This is a genomic window from Clostridioides sp. ES-S-0190-01, from assembly GCF_020658275.1.
GTDB lineage: Bacteria > Bacillota > Clostridia > Peptostreptococcales > Peptostreptococcaceae > Clostridioides.
This window is the reverse complement of the sequence record NZ_JACVWA010000015.1, coordinates 69,076-84,802: the sequence shown is the minus strand read 5'-3', so window position 1 is coordinate 84,802 and position 15,727 is coordinate 69,076. Positions and strand designations below refer to the sequence as shown.

Here is a 15,727-nt window from a genome sequence, read left to right as displayed (position 1 = left end):
GATAAATATACAATTAAATCTTGGGGAGGTAATATGGAGAGTGGATTTGAAGGTAAATTAGATACAAAAATTATGAAAAATAGAGTTAAATCAATTGATATAATAAGAGGGCTATCAATAGCCCTCATGATAGTTTGCAATAATCCTGGGACTTGGATGAGAATGTATCCACAACTTAGACATGCTATATGGCATGGTGTAACACTTGCAGATTTTGCATTTCCTTTCTTTGTTATATCCTTAGGTGTTACAATTCCAATATCAATAAACAGTAAACTAAAGAATAATAAATCTACAATACGAATAATACTAAGTATATTTAAGAGAAGTATTTTACTAATGTTGTTTGGATTTTTCTTAAATTACCTAGGAAATCATGACTTAAGTACTGTAAGAATACTTGGGGTGCTTCAACGTATGGGATTAGTATACCTTGTAACTAGTCTAGTGTATTTACTACTAAAAAAACTGAATGTAGGAAGCACTGCAACTATAATTACTTTCTTATGTATATCTGCATTTATCATAGTGGGATATTATATAGTGGCAAAACCATATGGATTTGAGCTAGAAGGTTCTCTTGCACAATTAGTGGATTTCCATTTTTTCAAAGGACATTTGTACAAGCCAGAGTTTGAACCAGATGGATTTTTAACGAGTATAGTAGCAATTTCTTCAGGTATGTTAGGCTGTACTATGGGGTGTGTACTTCTAAAAGAAAATATAGGACAGTATAAAAAATTCTTTAAAATATTAATTATGAGTATCATTTTACTTATATGTGCTTTTGCTTTTAATCAATATTTTCCATTTAATAAGAGATTATGGTCAAGTTCATTCGTACTTTTAATGGCTGGAAGTTATGGTATTTTATTGGCGATATTTTACTTTATATGTGACATCAAAAATAAAAGCAAAATATTTACTCCAATAATAGCACTTGGAAGTAGCCCTATTTTTACATATATGTGTCTTGAAATATTGAGCCATGTGTTTTGGAATTTACCAAAACTTACTGATAAAGTAGATTATCCTACTACTTTGGTGGAATGGACTACATATGAATTTATAACACCTTGGGCAGGTACAACATGGGATTCTCTTGTATTTTCTCTCTTGTATGTATTGTTTTGGGTTATAATAATGTCGTTTATGTATAAAAAGAAAATATTTATTAAAATTTAATGTAGTGTTTTGTTTAAAAAAATATTTATTCAATTTGTTTAAATATGCAGAAATTCTCAGTAATAATCCAGTTTTTCCCTAGCGAAAATTAAAAAAACATGCCATAAAAGATTACAAAAAGATTACAATTTGTAATCTTTTGTGCTATAATGAAAAAAGATTTACATAATATTGAATTTATGTAATATAAAACAAGTTCAAGAAGAATTAAATAAGATTTAAAGATCTAAAAATCTAGGGGGGATACGATGAGAAAGAGAACAAAATTATTAGCAACAGGAATGTTGTCTATAGCAATGGTGGCACCAAACGTGGCTTTAGCAGCGGAAAATACTACTGCAAATACAGAATCTAATTCAGATATTAATATAAATTTACAAAGAAAAAGTGTTGTGTTAGGAAGTAAATCGAATGCAAGTGTAAAGTTTAAAGAAAAATTAAATGCTGATTCAATAACATTAAACTTTATGTGTTATGATATGCCACTTGAAGCTACTTTAAATTACAATGAAAAAACAGATACATATGAAGGTGTAATAAACTATAACAAAGACCCAGAATACTTAAATGTATGGGAACTTCAAAGCATAAAAGTAAATGGTAAAGATGGACAGAAGGTTTTAAATAAAGAAGATTTAGAATCTATGGGGTTAAATCTTAAAGATTATGATGTTACACAAGAGTTTATAATAAGTGATGCTAACTCAACAAAAGCAGTGAATGAATATATGAGAAAAACTTCTGCACCAGTAAAAAAACTTGCAGGAGCTACTAGATTTGAGACAGCAGTTGAGATAAGTAAACAAGGATGGAAAGATGGAGCTAGTAAGGTTGTAATAGTTAATGGAGAACTAGCAGCAGATGGAATCACAGCTACTCCACTTGCTTCTACATATGATGCACCAATATTACTTGCAAATAAAGATGATATACCAGAAAGTACAAAGGCTGAATTAAAACGTCTAAACCCAAGTGATGTAATAATCATAGGTGATGATGGTTCAGTTTCACAAAAGGCAGTATCTCAAATAAAATCTGCTGTAGATGTAAATGTAACTCGTATTGGTGGAGTTGATAGACATGAAACATCTTTACTTATAGCAAAAGAAATCGATAAGTATCATGATGTTAATAAGATATATATAGCAAATGGATATGCTGGTGAGTACGATGCTCTTAATATTTCATCAAAAGCAGGTGAAGACCAACAACCTATAATATTAGCTAATAAAGATTCTGTACCAGAAAGTACATATAATTGGCTATCTTCACAAGGTTTAGAAGAAGCTTATTACATAGGTGGAGACCAAAGTCTATCATCAAAACTTATAGATAAAATATCTAAGATAGCAAAAAATGGGACTTCAAAAAACAGAGTATCTGGAGCTGATAGACATGAAACTAATGCGAAGGTAATTAAGACTTTCTATCCAGATAAAGAATTGAGTGCAATGTTAGTTGCAAAATCTGACATAATAGTTGACTCAATAACAGCAGGACCTTTAGCAGCTAAGTTGAAATCTCCAATACTTATAACTCCAAAAACTTACGTTTCTGCATACCATAGTACAAATTTATCAGAAAAAACAGCAGGAACAGTATATCAAATTGGTGATGGAATGAAGGATAGTGTTATAAATTCTATAGCATCTAGTTTATCAAAACACAATGCACCAACAGAACCAGAAAATCCAGGTTCAGCAGCAGGAAAAACTGTAGTGATAGACCCAGGTCATGGGGGTTCTGACTCAGGAGCAACAAGTGGATTAAATGGTGGAGCTCAAGAAAAGAAATATACTCTTAATACAGCACTAGCAACTACTGAATATTTACGTTCAAAAGGTATAAATGTTGTTATGACTAGAGATACAGATAAAACAATGGCTTTAGGAGAAAGAACGACATTATCAAACACTATAAAGCCAGATTTATTTACAAGTATACATTACAATGCATCTAATGGAGCTGGTAATGGTGTGGAAATTTTTTACAAAGTAAAAGATAAAAATGGTGGAACAACTAAGACTGCTGCATCAAATATATTAAAAAGAATATTAGAGAAATTTAATATGCAAAATAGAGGAATCAAGACAAGAACACTTGCTAATGGAAATGATTACCTATATGTATTAAGAAACAATAAATATCCTGCAATACTTGTAGAATGCGCATTTATAGACAATAAGAGCGACATGGATAAGTTAAATACAGCAGAAAAAGTAAAGACAATGGGAACTCAAATTGGAATAGGAATAGAAGATACAGTAAAATAAAATAAAAAATATTAAAGCAAAATATATCATCTCCTGTTATAATGTAAAATATAGCAAGAGATGATATATTTTTGCAAAGAATCAAATTGTTTACAATGACGTTTATTGTATTGATAAACTTCTCATTATTGAGTATAATATAGAAATAAGTCAAAAATAAGATAGAAATACGTTGAAATTAAGAATTTAAAAATTTTTTATTCCAATATGGAGGTAACTATGTCTGGATATACTAATGATGAATGTGAAATACCTAAAGTTACAAGCTATCCAGGGGCAGATAAAGAAATTGCAAGTGAGATTGACTATAGCATAGTAAAAGGCACAGTGTTGTTTGACTTGTACCAAAGAGTTGTGGATTTAGTTTTATCTATATTAGGACTTGTAGTAGGTTTACCTTTAATAGCAATATTTGGAATTCTTATTAAAATAGAGGACAAAGGACCAATAACTTATAAGCAAGAAAGACTAGGAAAATGCGGGAGAAGATTCTATATATATAAATTGAGATCTATGAGAACAGACGCAGAAAAATTTGGCGCACAATGGGCTGAAAAAGATGATCCTAGAATAACTAAGGTTGGAAAGTTTATTAGGAAAACTAGAATTGATGAGATTCCACAGCTGTTTAATATATTAAAGGGGGACATGGGCTTAATAGGTCCTAGACCAGAGAGACCAAACTTTACTGTTCAATTTAATGAGGAAATACCTGGATTTATCAACAGGCTTGCTATAAAACCTGGACTTACAGGTTGGGCACAAGTAAATGGTGGATACGAAATCACTCCTGAAGAAAAACTTAAAGAAGATATTTACTATATAAAAAATAGGAGTATATTACTTGACTTTAAGATACTCTTTAAAACTGTTAAAGTAGTATTGACAGGAGACGGAGCTAGATAATTTTAAAATATTAGATTATTAATCAATGAAAAAGCTCTTTAAAAAAGAGCTTTTTTATTGTCAAAAAATACAAAAAGAAAAGGAATGAGAACTTATGATTAAAAAAATTTCTACTATATTATCGTTAGTTTTGCTAATCTCTATTTCTAGTACAGTGGGGGTATTTGCAGATGTAAGTCCTAAAAAAGAGTTGATAGAAGGTAGTATACCAGAGATTTCAACAGAATTAAATAAAAGAGTATTCAAGAATTCTAAAGAAGTAATTCTTGTAAATGAAGAGTCAATTGTAGATAGTATAAGTGCAACACCTTTGGCATATGTAAAAAATGCTCCGATAGTTGTAACTAAGAGTAAAAATGTCGGTAGAGTAACAAGAAATTATCTAAAAGAGCTAGGTCCAGAGAAGGTTACGATAATAGGTGGTTTAAAGGCAGTATCTAAAGATGCTGAACGTAATATAGAGAAAATGGGAATTAAAGTAGAAAGAATAAGAGGAAAAGACAGATATGATACATCTTTAAAGATAGCTAGAGAAATGTACAGAACAGTAGGATTCGATAAGGCATTTTTACTTAGCTCAACTACAGGATTAGAGAATGCCATATCTGTATATTCTTATGCAGCTAAAAATGGAATGCCAATAATATGGGCTCAAGATGAAGGTTTTGAAGAACAAATTGACTTCTTAAAAAGTAAAAACCTTGAAAAAATATATGCATTAGGTGATTCAAAAGAGTTTATTGCAGACATTGATTCTAGCTTAAAGAATATAGAAGGTATAAAGCAAATAAATAAGTCAAGCACAAATGTCGATTTAATAAAGAAGTTTTATGATGAAAAAGATATAAAGAAAATCTATACTGCTAAATTAGATTTTGGAAGTAGATCTGATGTAAACGAATATATTTCTTTGGGAGTAGTATCGGCCAAAGAAAATATGCCAATACTGATTTGTAGTGATAATTTAAGTCATGCACAAGATAAATTCTTGAAAGATAACAACATAAGTGATGTAATTGAAGTTGGATATACAGTAGGTAATTATAGTCTGTTAAAGAGTATACTTAATTTAACATCCTTATCTTGTATAATATTAATACTATTATTACTATTGATTGTATTTAGAGCGCTTAGATATGAGTCAAGATAGTCTTTAATTTATTAAGGAAGCTTTTCATAGGTTAAATTTACTTAATCAGAATAATGTTTATAAGCAGTTTTAAAAGTTCTACTTTTAGAGTTTAAATTAGAGAAGGAGAAAGAAAATGTCAAAAACAGCTAAAGCAGCATTGTGGATTATGGCGGCCACTATGTTTTCAAAAGTATTAGGTTTCCTTAGAGAACTTGTACTTGCAAATTTCTATGGAACAGGTATGTATGCAGACGTATTTGTATTAACATTAAATATACCTGGTTTAATCATAGCAGTCATAGGTTCTGCAATTGCTACAACTTATATACCTATGTACTTTGAGACAAAGAAAAGACTCGGAGATGAAGGTGCCTTAAAATTTACTAACAATGTTTTAAATATATGCTATATAATGGCTATAATAATAGCTATTTTTGGGCTTTTATTTACAGAGCAATTTGTTACAGTATTTGCAGCAGGATTTAGAAGTGACCCTGCTAAGTTTCAAGCAGCAATACTATTTACTAAAATAATGATTTCAGGAGTTTTGTTCTTGAGTGGAAGTAAAATATTTAGTTCATTTTTACAGGTGAATGACAGTTTTGTAATTCCAGGTCTTATAGGAATTCCATATAATATCATAATAATAGCAGCAATAGCACTAAGTGCAGGTAAAAATGTATGGATACTACCAGCAGGAGCATTGATTGCCATGGCAAGTCAGTTATTGTTTCAACTCCCATTTGCATTTAAGAAGTCCTACAAGTATAAACCATATATAAATTTAAAGGATGAGTCCATAAAAGAATTAGTGAATCTAGTCTTGCCTATGTTAATAGGTGTAGCTGTTGGACAGTTAAATATATTTGTTGACAGGTTATTGGCAACTACTTTGGGGGATGGAAAGTTGTCTGCCCTTAACTATGCAAATAGACTAAATGAGTTTGTTATGGCATTATTTGTTACATCTATAATAACAGTTATATATCCTAAGTTGGCAAAAATGTCGGGTAAAGATAATAAAGAAGGCTTTATAAGTACTATTGTAAAGTCATCAAATTGTATTATATTGGTAGTGCTTCCAATATCCATAGGAGCTATTATATTAGCAGAACCTCTAGTTAGAATACTATTCCAAAGGGGTAAGTTTGATGCATTATCAACAGACCTTACATCTATAGCTCTTAGATTATATTCGTTAGGTTTATTGGCTTGTGGGGTAAGAGATGTTTTATATAGAGCATTCTATTCTCTTTCAGATACAAAGACACCAATGATAAATGGAAGTATTGCGCTAATAATAAATATAGTTCTTAATTTAATATTGATAAGACCACTTGGTCATGCAGGTATTGCTATATCAACTAGTACGTCTAATATAATTACAGTTATATTATTGTTTATATCTCTTAAAAAGAAAACTGGATATTTTGGAGGAGATAAAATCATAAAGACTGGTCTTAAAAGTTTGGTAGCATCAGGTGTGATGGCAGTAGTCACTTTATTGATATATAACAATCTATATGCATTTATAGGTGCAGGAACAATTAAAGAAATTATAGCAGTTGGAACTGGAGTATTAGGTGGGGCTTCTGTATATACGATATTGATAGTTTTATTTAAGGTAGAAGAGATGGACTTAGCTTTTGAATTTTTAAAAAAAGGAAAGCAAAAACTACTTAAAAGATAGACATTTACCTTAAAAAATTAAAATAGAGTCAGAAAGGATGAAAATATGGATTATAAAAATAATTATGAGATGTGGTTAAATTCTCCTTATTTTGATGAACAAACCAAAGAAGAGCTATTAAGTATAAAGTATGATGACAAAGAAATACAAGATAGATTCTATAAAAATTTAGAATTTGGGACAGGTGGTCTAAGGGGTATAATAGGAGCGGGAACTAATAGAATCAATATTTATACTGTTAGACGTGCAACACTTGGAATTTCAAATTATATTATGAAGACGCAAGGTGAAGAAGGAAAGCAAAAAGGAATTGTTATAGCACATGATAGTAGATACATGTCAAGAGAGTTTTGTATAGAAGTAGCTAAAACTTTAAGTGCATATGGTGTAAAGGCTTATATTTTTGAAGAGTTAAAGCCTACACCAGAACTTTCTTTTGCTGTTAGACATTTGAGGTGTGCTATGGGAATAGTAATAACAGCAAGTCATAATCCTAAAGAGTACAATGGATATAAGGTATATGACTCAGATGGAGGTCAAATCTGTATAGATATGGCCAATGATATAATTGCAGAAGTTAATAAGATTGATGATTACAGTATCATTAAAAGTGTAGATTTTGAAGAAGCTTTATCTAAAAATTTAATAACTATATTAGATAATGAAATAGATGATGAGTTTATAAAGGCTGTTAAGAAGCAAGTTTTAAGACAAAGCACGATAGATGAATATGGAAAAAAATTAAAAATAATATATACACCTATTCATGGAACCGGAAATAAACCAGTAAGAAGAGTCTTAAATGAATGTGGCTTTGAAAATGTAATGGTGGTTAAGGAGCAAGAATTGCCAGATTCTAATTTTTCAACAGTTAAGTATCCTAATCCTGAAGAAAAGTCAGTATTTAATATAGCTATTGAAATGGCAAAGAGTAATGGTACTGATTTGATAATAGGGACAGACCCTGATTGTGACAGAGTAGGTGTTGTTGTAAAAGATTCTAGTGGTGAGTATGTAGTCTTAAATGGAAACCAAGTTGGCTCACTTTTAGTTAGATATATAGTAGAGAGTTTAGTTGAAGAAAATAAACTTCCTAAAAACAATCCTACAATAATAAAAACTATAGTTACATCAGAACTAGGTGCAAAAATAGCAAAGGCTTATAATGTAGATTGTTTAAATACTTTAACAGGGTTCAAATTTATAGGAGAAAAAATAAAAGCGTTTGAAGAAAGTAATGATAGAAGCTTTATAATGGGATATGAGGAAAGCTATGGTTACTTAATTGGAACTCATGCTAGAGATAAAGATGGTGTTGTATCTTCGCTTATGATATGTGAAATGGCAGCATACTATTTTTCAAAAGGTATGAACTTGTATGAAGCCTTGATGGATACATATAATAAATTTGGGTACTACAAAGAGGAATTAAAGTCAGTGACTTTAAAAGGCATAGAAGGAATAAAAAAAATAAAAGAGATGATGCTTTACTTTAGAAGTGTTAAAATAGATAATGTGGCTGATGTAAAAGTAGATAAGATTTTAGATTATAAAGATGGAGTAGATGATTTACCTAAATCAGATGTACTTAAATTTTTACTTGAAGATGGTTCTTGGATAGCTATAAGACCTTCAGGTACAGAACCTAAAATTAAATTTTACTTTGGAGCAAATTCAGATAACCAAGAAGATGTAGAATCTAAGTTGAATAATTTAATATCTTATATATTAAATGTGGTGGATTCTATATAAAGAGCTAAGGGGAGATAAACGATGAAAGTATATAATGTCATAATGGCTGGAGGAGGCGGAACTCGTTTCTGGCCACTTAGTAGACAAGAAGTACCTAAGCAGCTTATAAATTTAAGTGGAGAAGATGCTTTAATAAATGAAACTATAAACAGAATAGATTCTCTAGCAAACAAAGAGGATTTATTTATAGTAACTAATGAGAAGCAAATGGACGCTTTAAAAGATACAGTGAAAGATAAATGTTTATACAGCAATATCTTACCAGAACCATGTGCCAGAAATACGGCAGCAGCTATAGGTTTTGCAGCCTTTAACATAATGAAAAAATATGGTGATGGTGTTATGTGTGTATATCCAGCTGACCATTATATAAAAGATGAAAAAGAATTTAAAGCTATTTTAGAAAAAGCTATTTATATAGCAGAAAATAATGATAAACTAGTAACTATTGGGATAAATCCTACATTCCCATCAACAGGATATGGATACATAAACTTTAGTAGAGAAAATACAATAGAAAATGTTGCATATGAAGTAGTGGAGTTTGTAGAAAAGCCAAACTATGAAATTGCTAAAGAGTATGTAAATTCTAAGAAATATGTGTGGAATAGTGGGATGTTTGTATGGAAGGTATCCAAGATATTGGAAGATTTTAAGAGATACTTACCAAAAGTATATGAAAAATTAGAGGAAATCAGTAATTACTTAGGAACAGAAGAAGAAATAGAAAAAATAAAAGAAATCTATCCAACAATACAATCAATCTCTATAGATTATGGTATTATGGAAAGAAGTAATGATGTTATAGTAGTTCCTGGTGATTTTGGTTGGAATGACGTTGGTTCTTGGGACTCCCTAGGTGCGATATATCCAACTGATGATGAAGGTAACATCAAAAGAGGTGAAAATATTACTATAGATACTAAAAACTCAATTATATATTCAGATGACAAATTAATATCGACAATAGGTATTAGTGATTTGATAGTAGTATCTACGAATGATGCAGTTATGGTTTGTAGAAAAGATAAAGCTCAAGATGTCAAAAAGATAGTAGAGCAATTAAAAGAAGAAGATAGACAAGAATATATGTAGGAGGTGTTCATTTGATTCCTAAAAAAATACATTATGTATGGTTTGGTGGTCCAAAAGGAAATATAGAAAATATATGTATAAATTCCTGGAAAGAAAAACTTCCAGAATATGAGATAGTAGAGTGGAATGAAAAAAACTTTGATATAGAGAAAGAAATAAAAGGAAATAAGTTTTTGGAAGAATGTTATAAAAGAAAGCTTTGGGCGTTCATATCAGATTATACAAGAGTAAGAGTACTTTATGAACAAGGTGGAGTTTATATGGATACAGATATGCAGATATTAAAGGATATAACTCCTCTTTTAGAAAATAATAGGCTTATATGTGGATATGAAGATGATGGAGAATACATGAATGCAGCCATAGTAGGTGTAGAAAAAGGACATCCTTTCTTTAAAGATTTATTAGAGTACTACGAAAAAGAGGTGCTTACTTCTTCATTGTTTACAATACCAAAAGTTATGACTTATCTTATGGAAAAAAATTATAAAAAGATTGACCAAAATAACTATGAAGAAGGCATCCGTGTCTACGATAAAGAATATTTTTATCCTTTTGGATTTAAAGAAGACTTTACACCAGAATGTATTACAGAAAATACTTATGGAATACATTGGTGGGGAAAAAGTTGGGCTAAGAAAAGAAATTATTTCTTAGAAAGTAAGCACTTAACAGGTGTAAATAAGATATGGAAGTGTTGTAAAATATTTGCAAGTAATACTTTAAGAAGCTAAAAGGGAGAAAGTGAAATGAAGACTTTAAACGATGATAGAAATATTATGATTAAAAAATATCTTTATATATTTGTTTTGTTTATCATAGTACTTAGAAAGTATATGATATCATTTATTGACCCAGATATGAGTATAGGGATGATTAAATCAGCGTTATTTTATTCTTCAATAGGAATACTAATGCTACTTTTTTTATTTGATAAGAGAAAAAGTATAACAGAAATGGTGCTAGTTGGAGCTTGTGTATTACTTTATATATTAAATAGAGAAGGAGCTATATTATTAATTGTTTTGTTAGCTGTATCAGCTAAACAAATAGATGATAAATGTATAGTTAAAAGTTATTTAATAATATCTGTATGTTTTTTAATAGGAGCTATATTATTATTTAATTTATTTCCTTCATTAGTATTTAATCAGGAAGTCCACTATAGATATATAGGAAAATTAGATACGCTTGTTACAAGAATGGATTTTGGACTTGGTAATCCAAATGGAGTATTTTATTATATGGTTACTATATATGCAGCATATATATTCTTAAGATATAAAAACTATAATAAATGGGATAGAATAATTTTATTTGGATCTGCATTCTTTGTTTATCAAACTACATATAGTAGAACTGGCTTTTTTACTATATTAGCAGGATTAATATTTGTAGAGATAATAAGAGTGATAGACCTAAAAAAAATAAAAGTACTACCAATGCTTATAAAGACATCACCGATAATACTTACTTTATTTAGTGTAATTATTGGTATGATGTTTTCTAAAAGTAGTGTACTAAATAGATTATTAGCAAGTAGACCTAAGTTCTGGAATGTATACTTAGCTCAAGAGGGAAATTTTATGAAACCTTTTGGAAATTCATATAGTGCTGCTATAAAAGCAACTAATCCATTAGACAGTTCTTATATATATATAATTAGTGTACTAGGAGTAATTGCTTGCATCTTATTTATGTTTTTGATGTATAAAGGTATACAAAGCTTTATAGAAAAAGATAAAAAAGAGTATTTAGTAGCTTTATTCATATTTTTACTATATTCTTTTGCAGAAAATTTATTATTAGAAGCTTCATTTAGTTTCACAATAGTATTACTAATAAAAGAAGTAATATTAAACGATAAAAGAGAGGTAGATTTGTGGAAAATGAAAAGTAGGAGGTAGTAATGTTAATATCATTAATAATGCCAACATTAAATAGATATGATGATATATACTTACTTATGGATAGCTTAGAAAATCAAACTTACAAAAACTTTGAACTTATAGTAATAGATCAAAATGATAATAACAAAGTTAAGGAGATAGTTGATAAATACGTTGATAAGTTAGATATAAAGTATATAAAAAGCGATAAGCTAGGATTAAGTTATAACAGAAATGTAGGCATAGATAATGCTAAAGGGCAAATTATAGGTTTTCCTGATGATGACTGTGTCTACGAAAATGATACATTAGAAAAAGTTACAAACTTCTTTAATAAAAATAAAGCTTATAAAATATACAGTTGTAAAACTATGGATGCAAATAAAATTGATGCATTTAAGAAAATGTATGATGGAACTTGTGATATCACAAGTTCCAACGTTTTAAATACTATAACATCCATAACTTTTTTTGTTGATTTTGGAGAAAAAGAATATACACGATTTGACGAAAAATTAGGTGTTGGTGGAGATTTTGGTGCTGGTGAAGAGATAGATTATGTTTTAAACCTGTTGAGTTTAGGATTTAAAGGAAAATACTTTGGGAATGATATAATTTACCATCCTGCAAAAAAACATTCTAAATCTAAAGAAAAGTATCAAAAAGATTATAACTATGGAAGAGGTTTTGGAGCCATTTGCAAAAAAGAAATAGTCTATAGAAAGAATTATAAGTTTGTAAAGGTTATGGCATCAAAGCTTGTAAGAAATATAGGCGGTCTTATATTGAGTTCCAACAAAGATTATCATAGTGCCACTATAAAAGGAAGAATTAATGGATTTAGACAGTATAAGTTATAATGAGGATGGTGTTTATGGACAAGGTTAAATTTTTAATAAATATGCTTTTGGCTTTTTTTATGTATCCATTTAGTAAGCATAAGTTTAATGGTAGAAATATTTGGCTTATAGGTGGACATTCAGGAGATATATACAATGATAATGCCAAGTTCTTTTATGAGTATATGTTGAAAGAACATAATGATGTAGAAACTTATTGGGTAGTAAATAAAGACAGTAAAGTATTCAATAAAATTCCAGGCAAGAAATTAATAAGAGGAAGTGTAGAAAACTATCTATATTATTACAATTCAAAAGCTATAGTATTTTCACATGCGCCATCAGCAGATATAGCACCTTATAACTTTGCTGTACCTGTTCTTAATTATTTCCATAAAAAGACGATAAAAGTGTTCTTAAATCATGGAACGATAAGTTTTAAAAAGAGAAAGCCAATGAATAAAAAGTTTAAAAATATTATAGATAACCTATATAAAAGTTATAATATAGTTACAGCAAGTTCTGAGTTTGAAAGAGATGTTATGGTAAATGATTGGGGAATGTTAGATGACTCAGTTTATATAATTGGAAATGCAAGATATGACAATTTACCAACAAATGAAGTTGCACAAACACGAGATATATTATATACTCCTACATGGAGAGACTGGATAAAATTTAGTTCAGGGAAATTTACAGATACAGATTATTTTAAAAATATAATGAATTTCTTGAATGATGATAAATTAAATAAAATATTAGATGAGAAAGATATAAATGTAAAAATTTATATGCATCATCTTATGCATGAGTTTATAGATGACATAAAAGAAAACATAACTGGTAAACGAATTGTATTTTTAGATAAAGGGGTAACTCTAGCAAATGAAATAAGAAAATCAGCTGCAAACATAACTGATTATTCAAGTGTTGCCATAGATTTTCTCTATATGAACAGACCTATTTTATTTTATCAATTTGATTTAGATGAATATATGGAAAAAGTTGACTCGTATATAGATTTAAAAAGCGAAATGTTTGGGTCTTTGGCTTATAATAATGATGAAGCTGTGAATAAACTTATTGATATTATTGAAAATAATTTTGAGGTTATGGGTAACCAAAAAAATGAAAGAAATAAGTTTTTCAGATATAATGACAATAAGAACTGCAAGAGGATATATGATTGTGTATTAAGTAAAATTAAATAAATATTTTATAAATGATGAGGAAGGTAATATGAAGAAGAATTTAGTATCTATAATTACTCCCATGTATAATTCTGAAAAATTTATTGAAGCAACCATAAAATCAGTATTAAACCAAACTTATCAAGAATGGGAAATGTTAATTATTGATGATTGCTCAACAGATAATAGTCCTAGTATAGTCAAATCTTATATGCAACAAGATAGTAGAATAAAATGCATAAAGACTGAGACTAATAAGGGTGTCTCTAATGCTAGAAATCTAGCATTAAGTAATGCGACAGGACAATTTATAGCTTTTTTAGATAGTGATGACCAGTGGAATAGTAGTAAGTTAGAAAAACAAGTAAACTTTATGTTAGAAAATGACTATGTAATCTCATTTACTTCATATGAACTGATGGACGAAAATGATAAAAAGTTAAATAAAGTAATAAAAGTGCCACCTAATGTAGATTATAGAAGGTTATTAAAGGGAAATATTTTGGGATGTCTTACTGTTGTAATTGATAAGTCTAAATTGGATTTTGAAATTAAAATGAGTGGTGTAAGACATGAAGATTATGTCTTGTGGTTATCTATATTGAAAAGAGGACATATCGCTCATGGAATAAATGAAGTTTTAGCATTATATAGAAAATCTAGTAACTCCCTTAGTGGTAATAAGATAAAGGCTGCTATGTGGACTTGGAATATATATAGAAATATAGAAAAAATACCTCTATACAAAGCTATATACTACTTTATTAATTATGGAATAAATGGAATTAAAAAAAGTTAGATAGAGAGGAAGATTTAATTAATGTATAAATATAAATTTACTGTATTTACTCCAACATATAATAGAGCACATTTACTTGAAAATTTGTATAATGATTTAAAAGCTCAAACATATGATTTCAACGACTTTGAATGGTTGATTGTTGATGATGGAAGTAGTGACGGTACTAAAGAATTAGTTGAAAAATTTATATCAGAAGATAAATTAAATATAAGATATATATACAAAGAAAATGGAGGAAAGCATACTGCAATAAATCTAGGTGTAAAAAATGCAGATGGAGAACTATTTTTCATTGTAGATAGTGATGATGGTTTAATTAAAGATTCTCTTGAAATTGCTAATGATGAATGGAATTCTGTAGAAAATAAAGAAGGATTTAGTGGGGTTGTTGGACTTTGTGTATACCCAAGTGGAGATTTAATAGGCACAGAAATGCCTGAGGATAAAAAAATATGTCACTTTGCAGACCTATATTTTAAATATGGTGTTAAGGGAGATAAAAGCATAGTATTTGTAACTGATGAGCTTATAAAATTTCCTTTTCCAGAAAGAAAAGAAGTGAGATTTTTACCAGAAAGTGTAGTATGGAATGAAATGTCTAAATACTATAAAGTTAAATGTGTAAACAAACCTATGATAATAAGAGATTATTTGGATGATGGTTTGACTAAGAATATATTAAATAAAAATGCATTAAAAGGTAGAGCATTAGAGTTTTTATATTTAATAAATCAAAATACATATCCTTTAGGTAGATATCCATATATGTGGATAAAGAATTACATAAATTTAGCTAGATACTCATTGTTATCTGACAGTCATTATTTTGGCGAAATCAAAAAAATATCTGATAAATTATTGTATTTAGTGTTGTTCCCATTAGGATATTACAAATATATTGGACAAAAAAAGTTAGTATCTAAGTAAACTTGTTGGTATAGTACTGCTAGTTGCTATATAAGGAGAGTAAAAAT

The 15,727-nt window shown here is 29.0% G+C and carries 13 protein-coding genes; all 13 read left to right on the top strand.

Annotation, left to right across the window (positions count from 1 at the left end):
* Nucleotides 1-33 precede the first annotated feature (33 nt).
* The 13 genes from IC214_RS03965 (at nucleotide 34) to IC214_RS03905 (ending at nucleotide 15,680) form a co-directional block, all read left to right on the top strand.
* On the top strand, nucleotides 34-1,185 hold the full coding sequence (locus IC214_RS03965; RefSeq protein ID WP_227866239.1) for a DUF5009 domain-containing protein: 1,152 nt from the start codon (nucleotides 34-36) through the stop codon (nucleotides 1,183-1,185).
* Nucleotides 1,186-1,433: 248 nt separating this feature from the next.
* Nucleotides 1,434-3,458 (top strand): N-acetylmuramoyl-L-alanine amidase, encoded by a 2,025-nt coding sequence (locus tag IC214_RS03960; protein WP_227835265.1) that lies wholly within the window; start codon nucleotides 1,434-1,436, stop codon nucleotides 3,456-3,458.
* 219 nt (nucleotides 3,459-3,677) lie between these two features.
* The gene (locus IC214_RS03955) at nucleotides 3,678-4,364 is read left to right on the top strand and encodes a sugar transferase (RefSeq protein WP_227434450.1); all 687 of its coding nucleotides are present in this window, start codon (nucleotides 3,678-3,680) and stop codon (nucleotides 4,362-4,364) included.
* A 94-nt stretch (nucleotides 4,365-4,458) separates the two neighbouring features.
* Nucleotides 4,459-5,514 carry a cell wall-binding repeat-containing protein gene (locus IC214_RS03950; protein WP_227434451.1) on the top strand — a complete coding sequence of 352 codons (1,056 nt, stop codon included), beginning with the start codon at nucleotides 4,459-4,461 and terminating at the stop codon, nucleotides 5,512-5,514.
* Nucleotides 5,515-5,629: 115 nt separating this feature from the next.
* Nucleotides 5,630-7,186 (top strand): murein biosynthesis integral membrane protein MurJ, encoded by a 1,557-nt coding sequence (gene murJ, locus IC214_RS03945; RefSeq protein WP_227482116.1) that lies wholly within the window; start codon nucleotides 5,630-5,632, stop codon nucleotides 7,184-7,186.
* A gap of 45 nt (nucleotides 7,187-7,231) precedes the next feature.
* The gene (locus tag IC214_RS03940; protein WP_227866238.1) at nucleotides 7,232-8,938 is read left to right on the top strand and encodes a phospho-sugar mutase; all 1,707 of its coding nucleotides are present in this window, start codon (nucleotides 7,232-7,234) and stop codon (nucleotides 8,936-8,938) included.
* A 21-nt stretch (nucleotides 8,939-8,959) separates the two neighbouring features.
* Nucleotides 8,960-10,033: a mannose-1-phosphate guanylyltransferase gene (locus IC214_RS03935; RefSeq protein WP_227434454.1), complete on the top strand. Its 1,074-nt coding sequence runs from the start codon at nucleotides 8,960-8,962 to the stop codon at nucleotides 10,031-10,033.
* Between the two features lie 11 nt (nucleotides 10,034-10,044).
* Nucleotides 10,045-10,767 carry a glycosyltransferase gene (locus IC214_RS03930; protein ID WP_227482118.1) on the top strand — a complete coding sequence of 241 codons (723 nt, stop codon included), beginning with the start codon at nucleotides 10,045-10,047 and terminating at the stop codon, nucleotides 10,765-10,767.
* A gap of 15 nt (nucleotides 10,768-10,782) precedes the next feature.
* Nucleotides 10,783-11,940, top strand: coding sequence for a polysaccharide polymerase (locus IC214_RS03925; protein ID WP_227862992.1), 1,158 nt, complete (start codon nucleotides 10,783-10,785; stop codon nucleotides 11,938-11,940).
* Nucleotides 11,941-11,942: 2 nt separating this feature from the next.
* On the top strand, nucleotides 11,943-12,782 hold the full coding sequence (locus IC214_RS03920) for a glycosyltransferase family 2 protein (protein WP_227830832.1): 840 nt from the start codon (nucleotides 11,943-11,945) through the stop codon (nucleotides 12,780-12,782).
* 14 nt (nucleotides 12,783-12,796) lie between these two features.
* Nucleotides 12,797-13,972 carry a CDP-glycerol glycerophosphotransferase family protein gene (locus IC214_RS03915; protein ID WP_227434458.1) on the top strand — a complete coding sequence of 392 codons (1,176 nt, stop codon included), beginning with the start codon at nucleotides 12,797-12,799 and terminating at the stop codon, nucleotides 13,970-13,972.
* 28 nt (nucleotides 13,973-14,000) lie between these two features.
* Nucleotides 14,001-14,750 carry a glycosyltransferase family 2 protein gene (locus tag IC214_RS03910; protein ID WP_227434459.1) on the top strand — a complete coding sequence of 250 codons (750 nt, stop codon included), beginning with the start codon at nucleotides 14,001-14,003 and terminating at the stop codon, nucleotides 14,748-14,750.
* A gap of 21 nt (nucleotides 14,751-14,771) precedes the next feature.
* On the top strand, nucleotides 14,772-15,680 hold the full coding sequence (locus IC214_RS03905; protein WP_227830831.1) for a glycosyltransferase family A protein: 909 nt from the start codon (nucleotides 14,772-14,774) through the stop codon (nucleotides 15,678-15,680).
* The last annotated feature ends 47 nt before the right edge of the window (nucleotides 15,681-15,727 follow it).

Bases quoted from the DNA above. Each gene is read 5' to 3' on its own strand.
- IC214_RS03965 (WP_227866239.1), top strand. From the start codon at position 34: ATGGAGAGTGGATTTGAAGGTAAATTAGATACAAAAATTATGAAAAAT.
- IC214_RS03960 (WP_227835265.1), top strand. From the start codon at position 1,434: ATGAGAAAGAGAACAAAATTATTAGCAACAGGAATGTTGTCTATAGCA.
- IC214_RS03955 (WP_227434450.1), top strand. From the start codon at position 3,678: ATGTCTGGATATACTAATGATGAATGTGAAATACCTAAAGTTACAAGC.
- IC214_RS03950 (WP_227434451.1), top strand. From the start codon at position 4,459: ATGATTAAAAAAATTTCTACTATATTATCGTTAGTTTTGCTAATCTCT.
- murJ (WP_227482116.1), top strand. From the start codon at position 5,630: ATGTCAAAAACAGCTAAAGCAGCATTGTGGATTATGGCGGCCACTATG.
- IC214_RS03940 (WP_227866238.1), top strand. From the start codon at position 7,232: ATGGATTATAAAAATAATTATGAGATGTGGTTAAATTCTCCTTATTTT.
- IC214_RS03935 (WP_227434454.1), top strand. From the start codon at position 8,960: ATGAAAGTATATAATGTCATAATGGCTGGAGGAGGCGGAACTCGTTTC.
- IC214_RS03925 (WP_227862992.1), top strand. From the start codon at position 10,783: ATGAAGACTTTAAACGATGATAGAAATATTATGATTAAAAAATATCTT.
- IC214_RS03920 (WP_227830832.1), top strand. From the start codon at position 11,943: ATGTTAATATCATTAATAATGCCAACATTAAATAGATATGATGATATA.
- IC214_RS03915 (WP_227434458.1), top strand. From the start codon at position 12,797: ATGGACAAGGTTAAATTTTTAATAAATATGCTTTTGGCTTTTTTTATG.
- IC214_RS03910 (WP_227434459.1), top strand. From the start codon at position 14,001: ATGAAGAAGAATTTAGTATCTATAATTACTCCCATGTATAATTCTGAA.
- IC214_RS03905 (WP_227830831.1), top strand. From the start codon at position 14,772: ATGTATAAATATAAATTTACTGTATTTACTCCAACATATAATAGAGCA.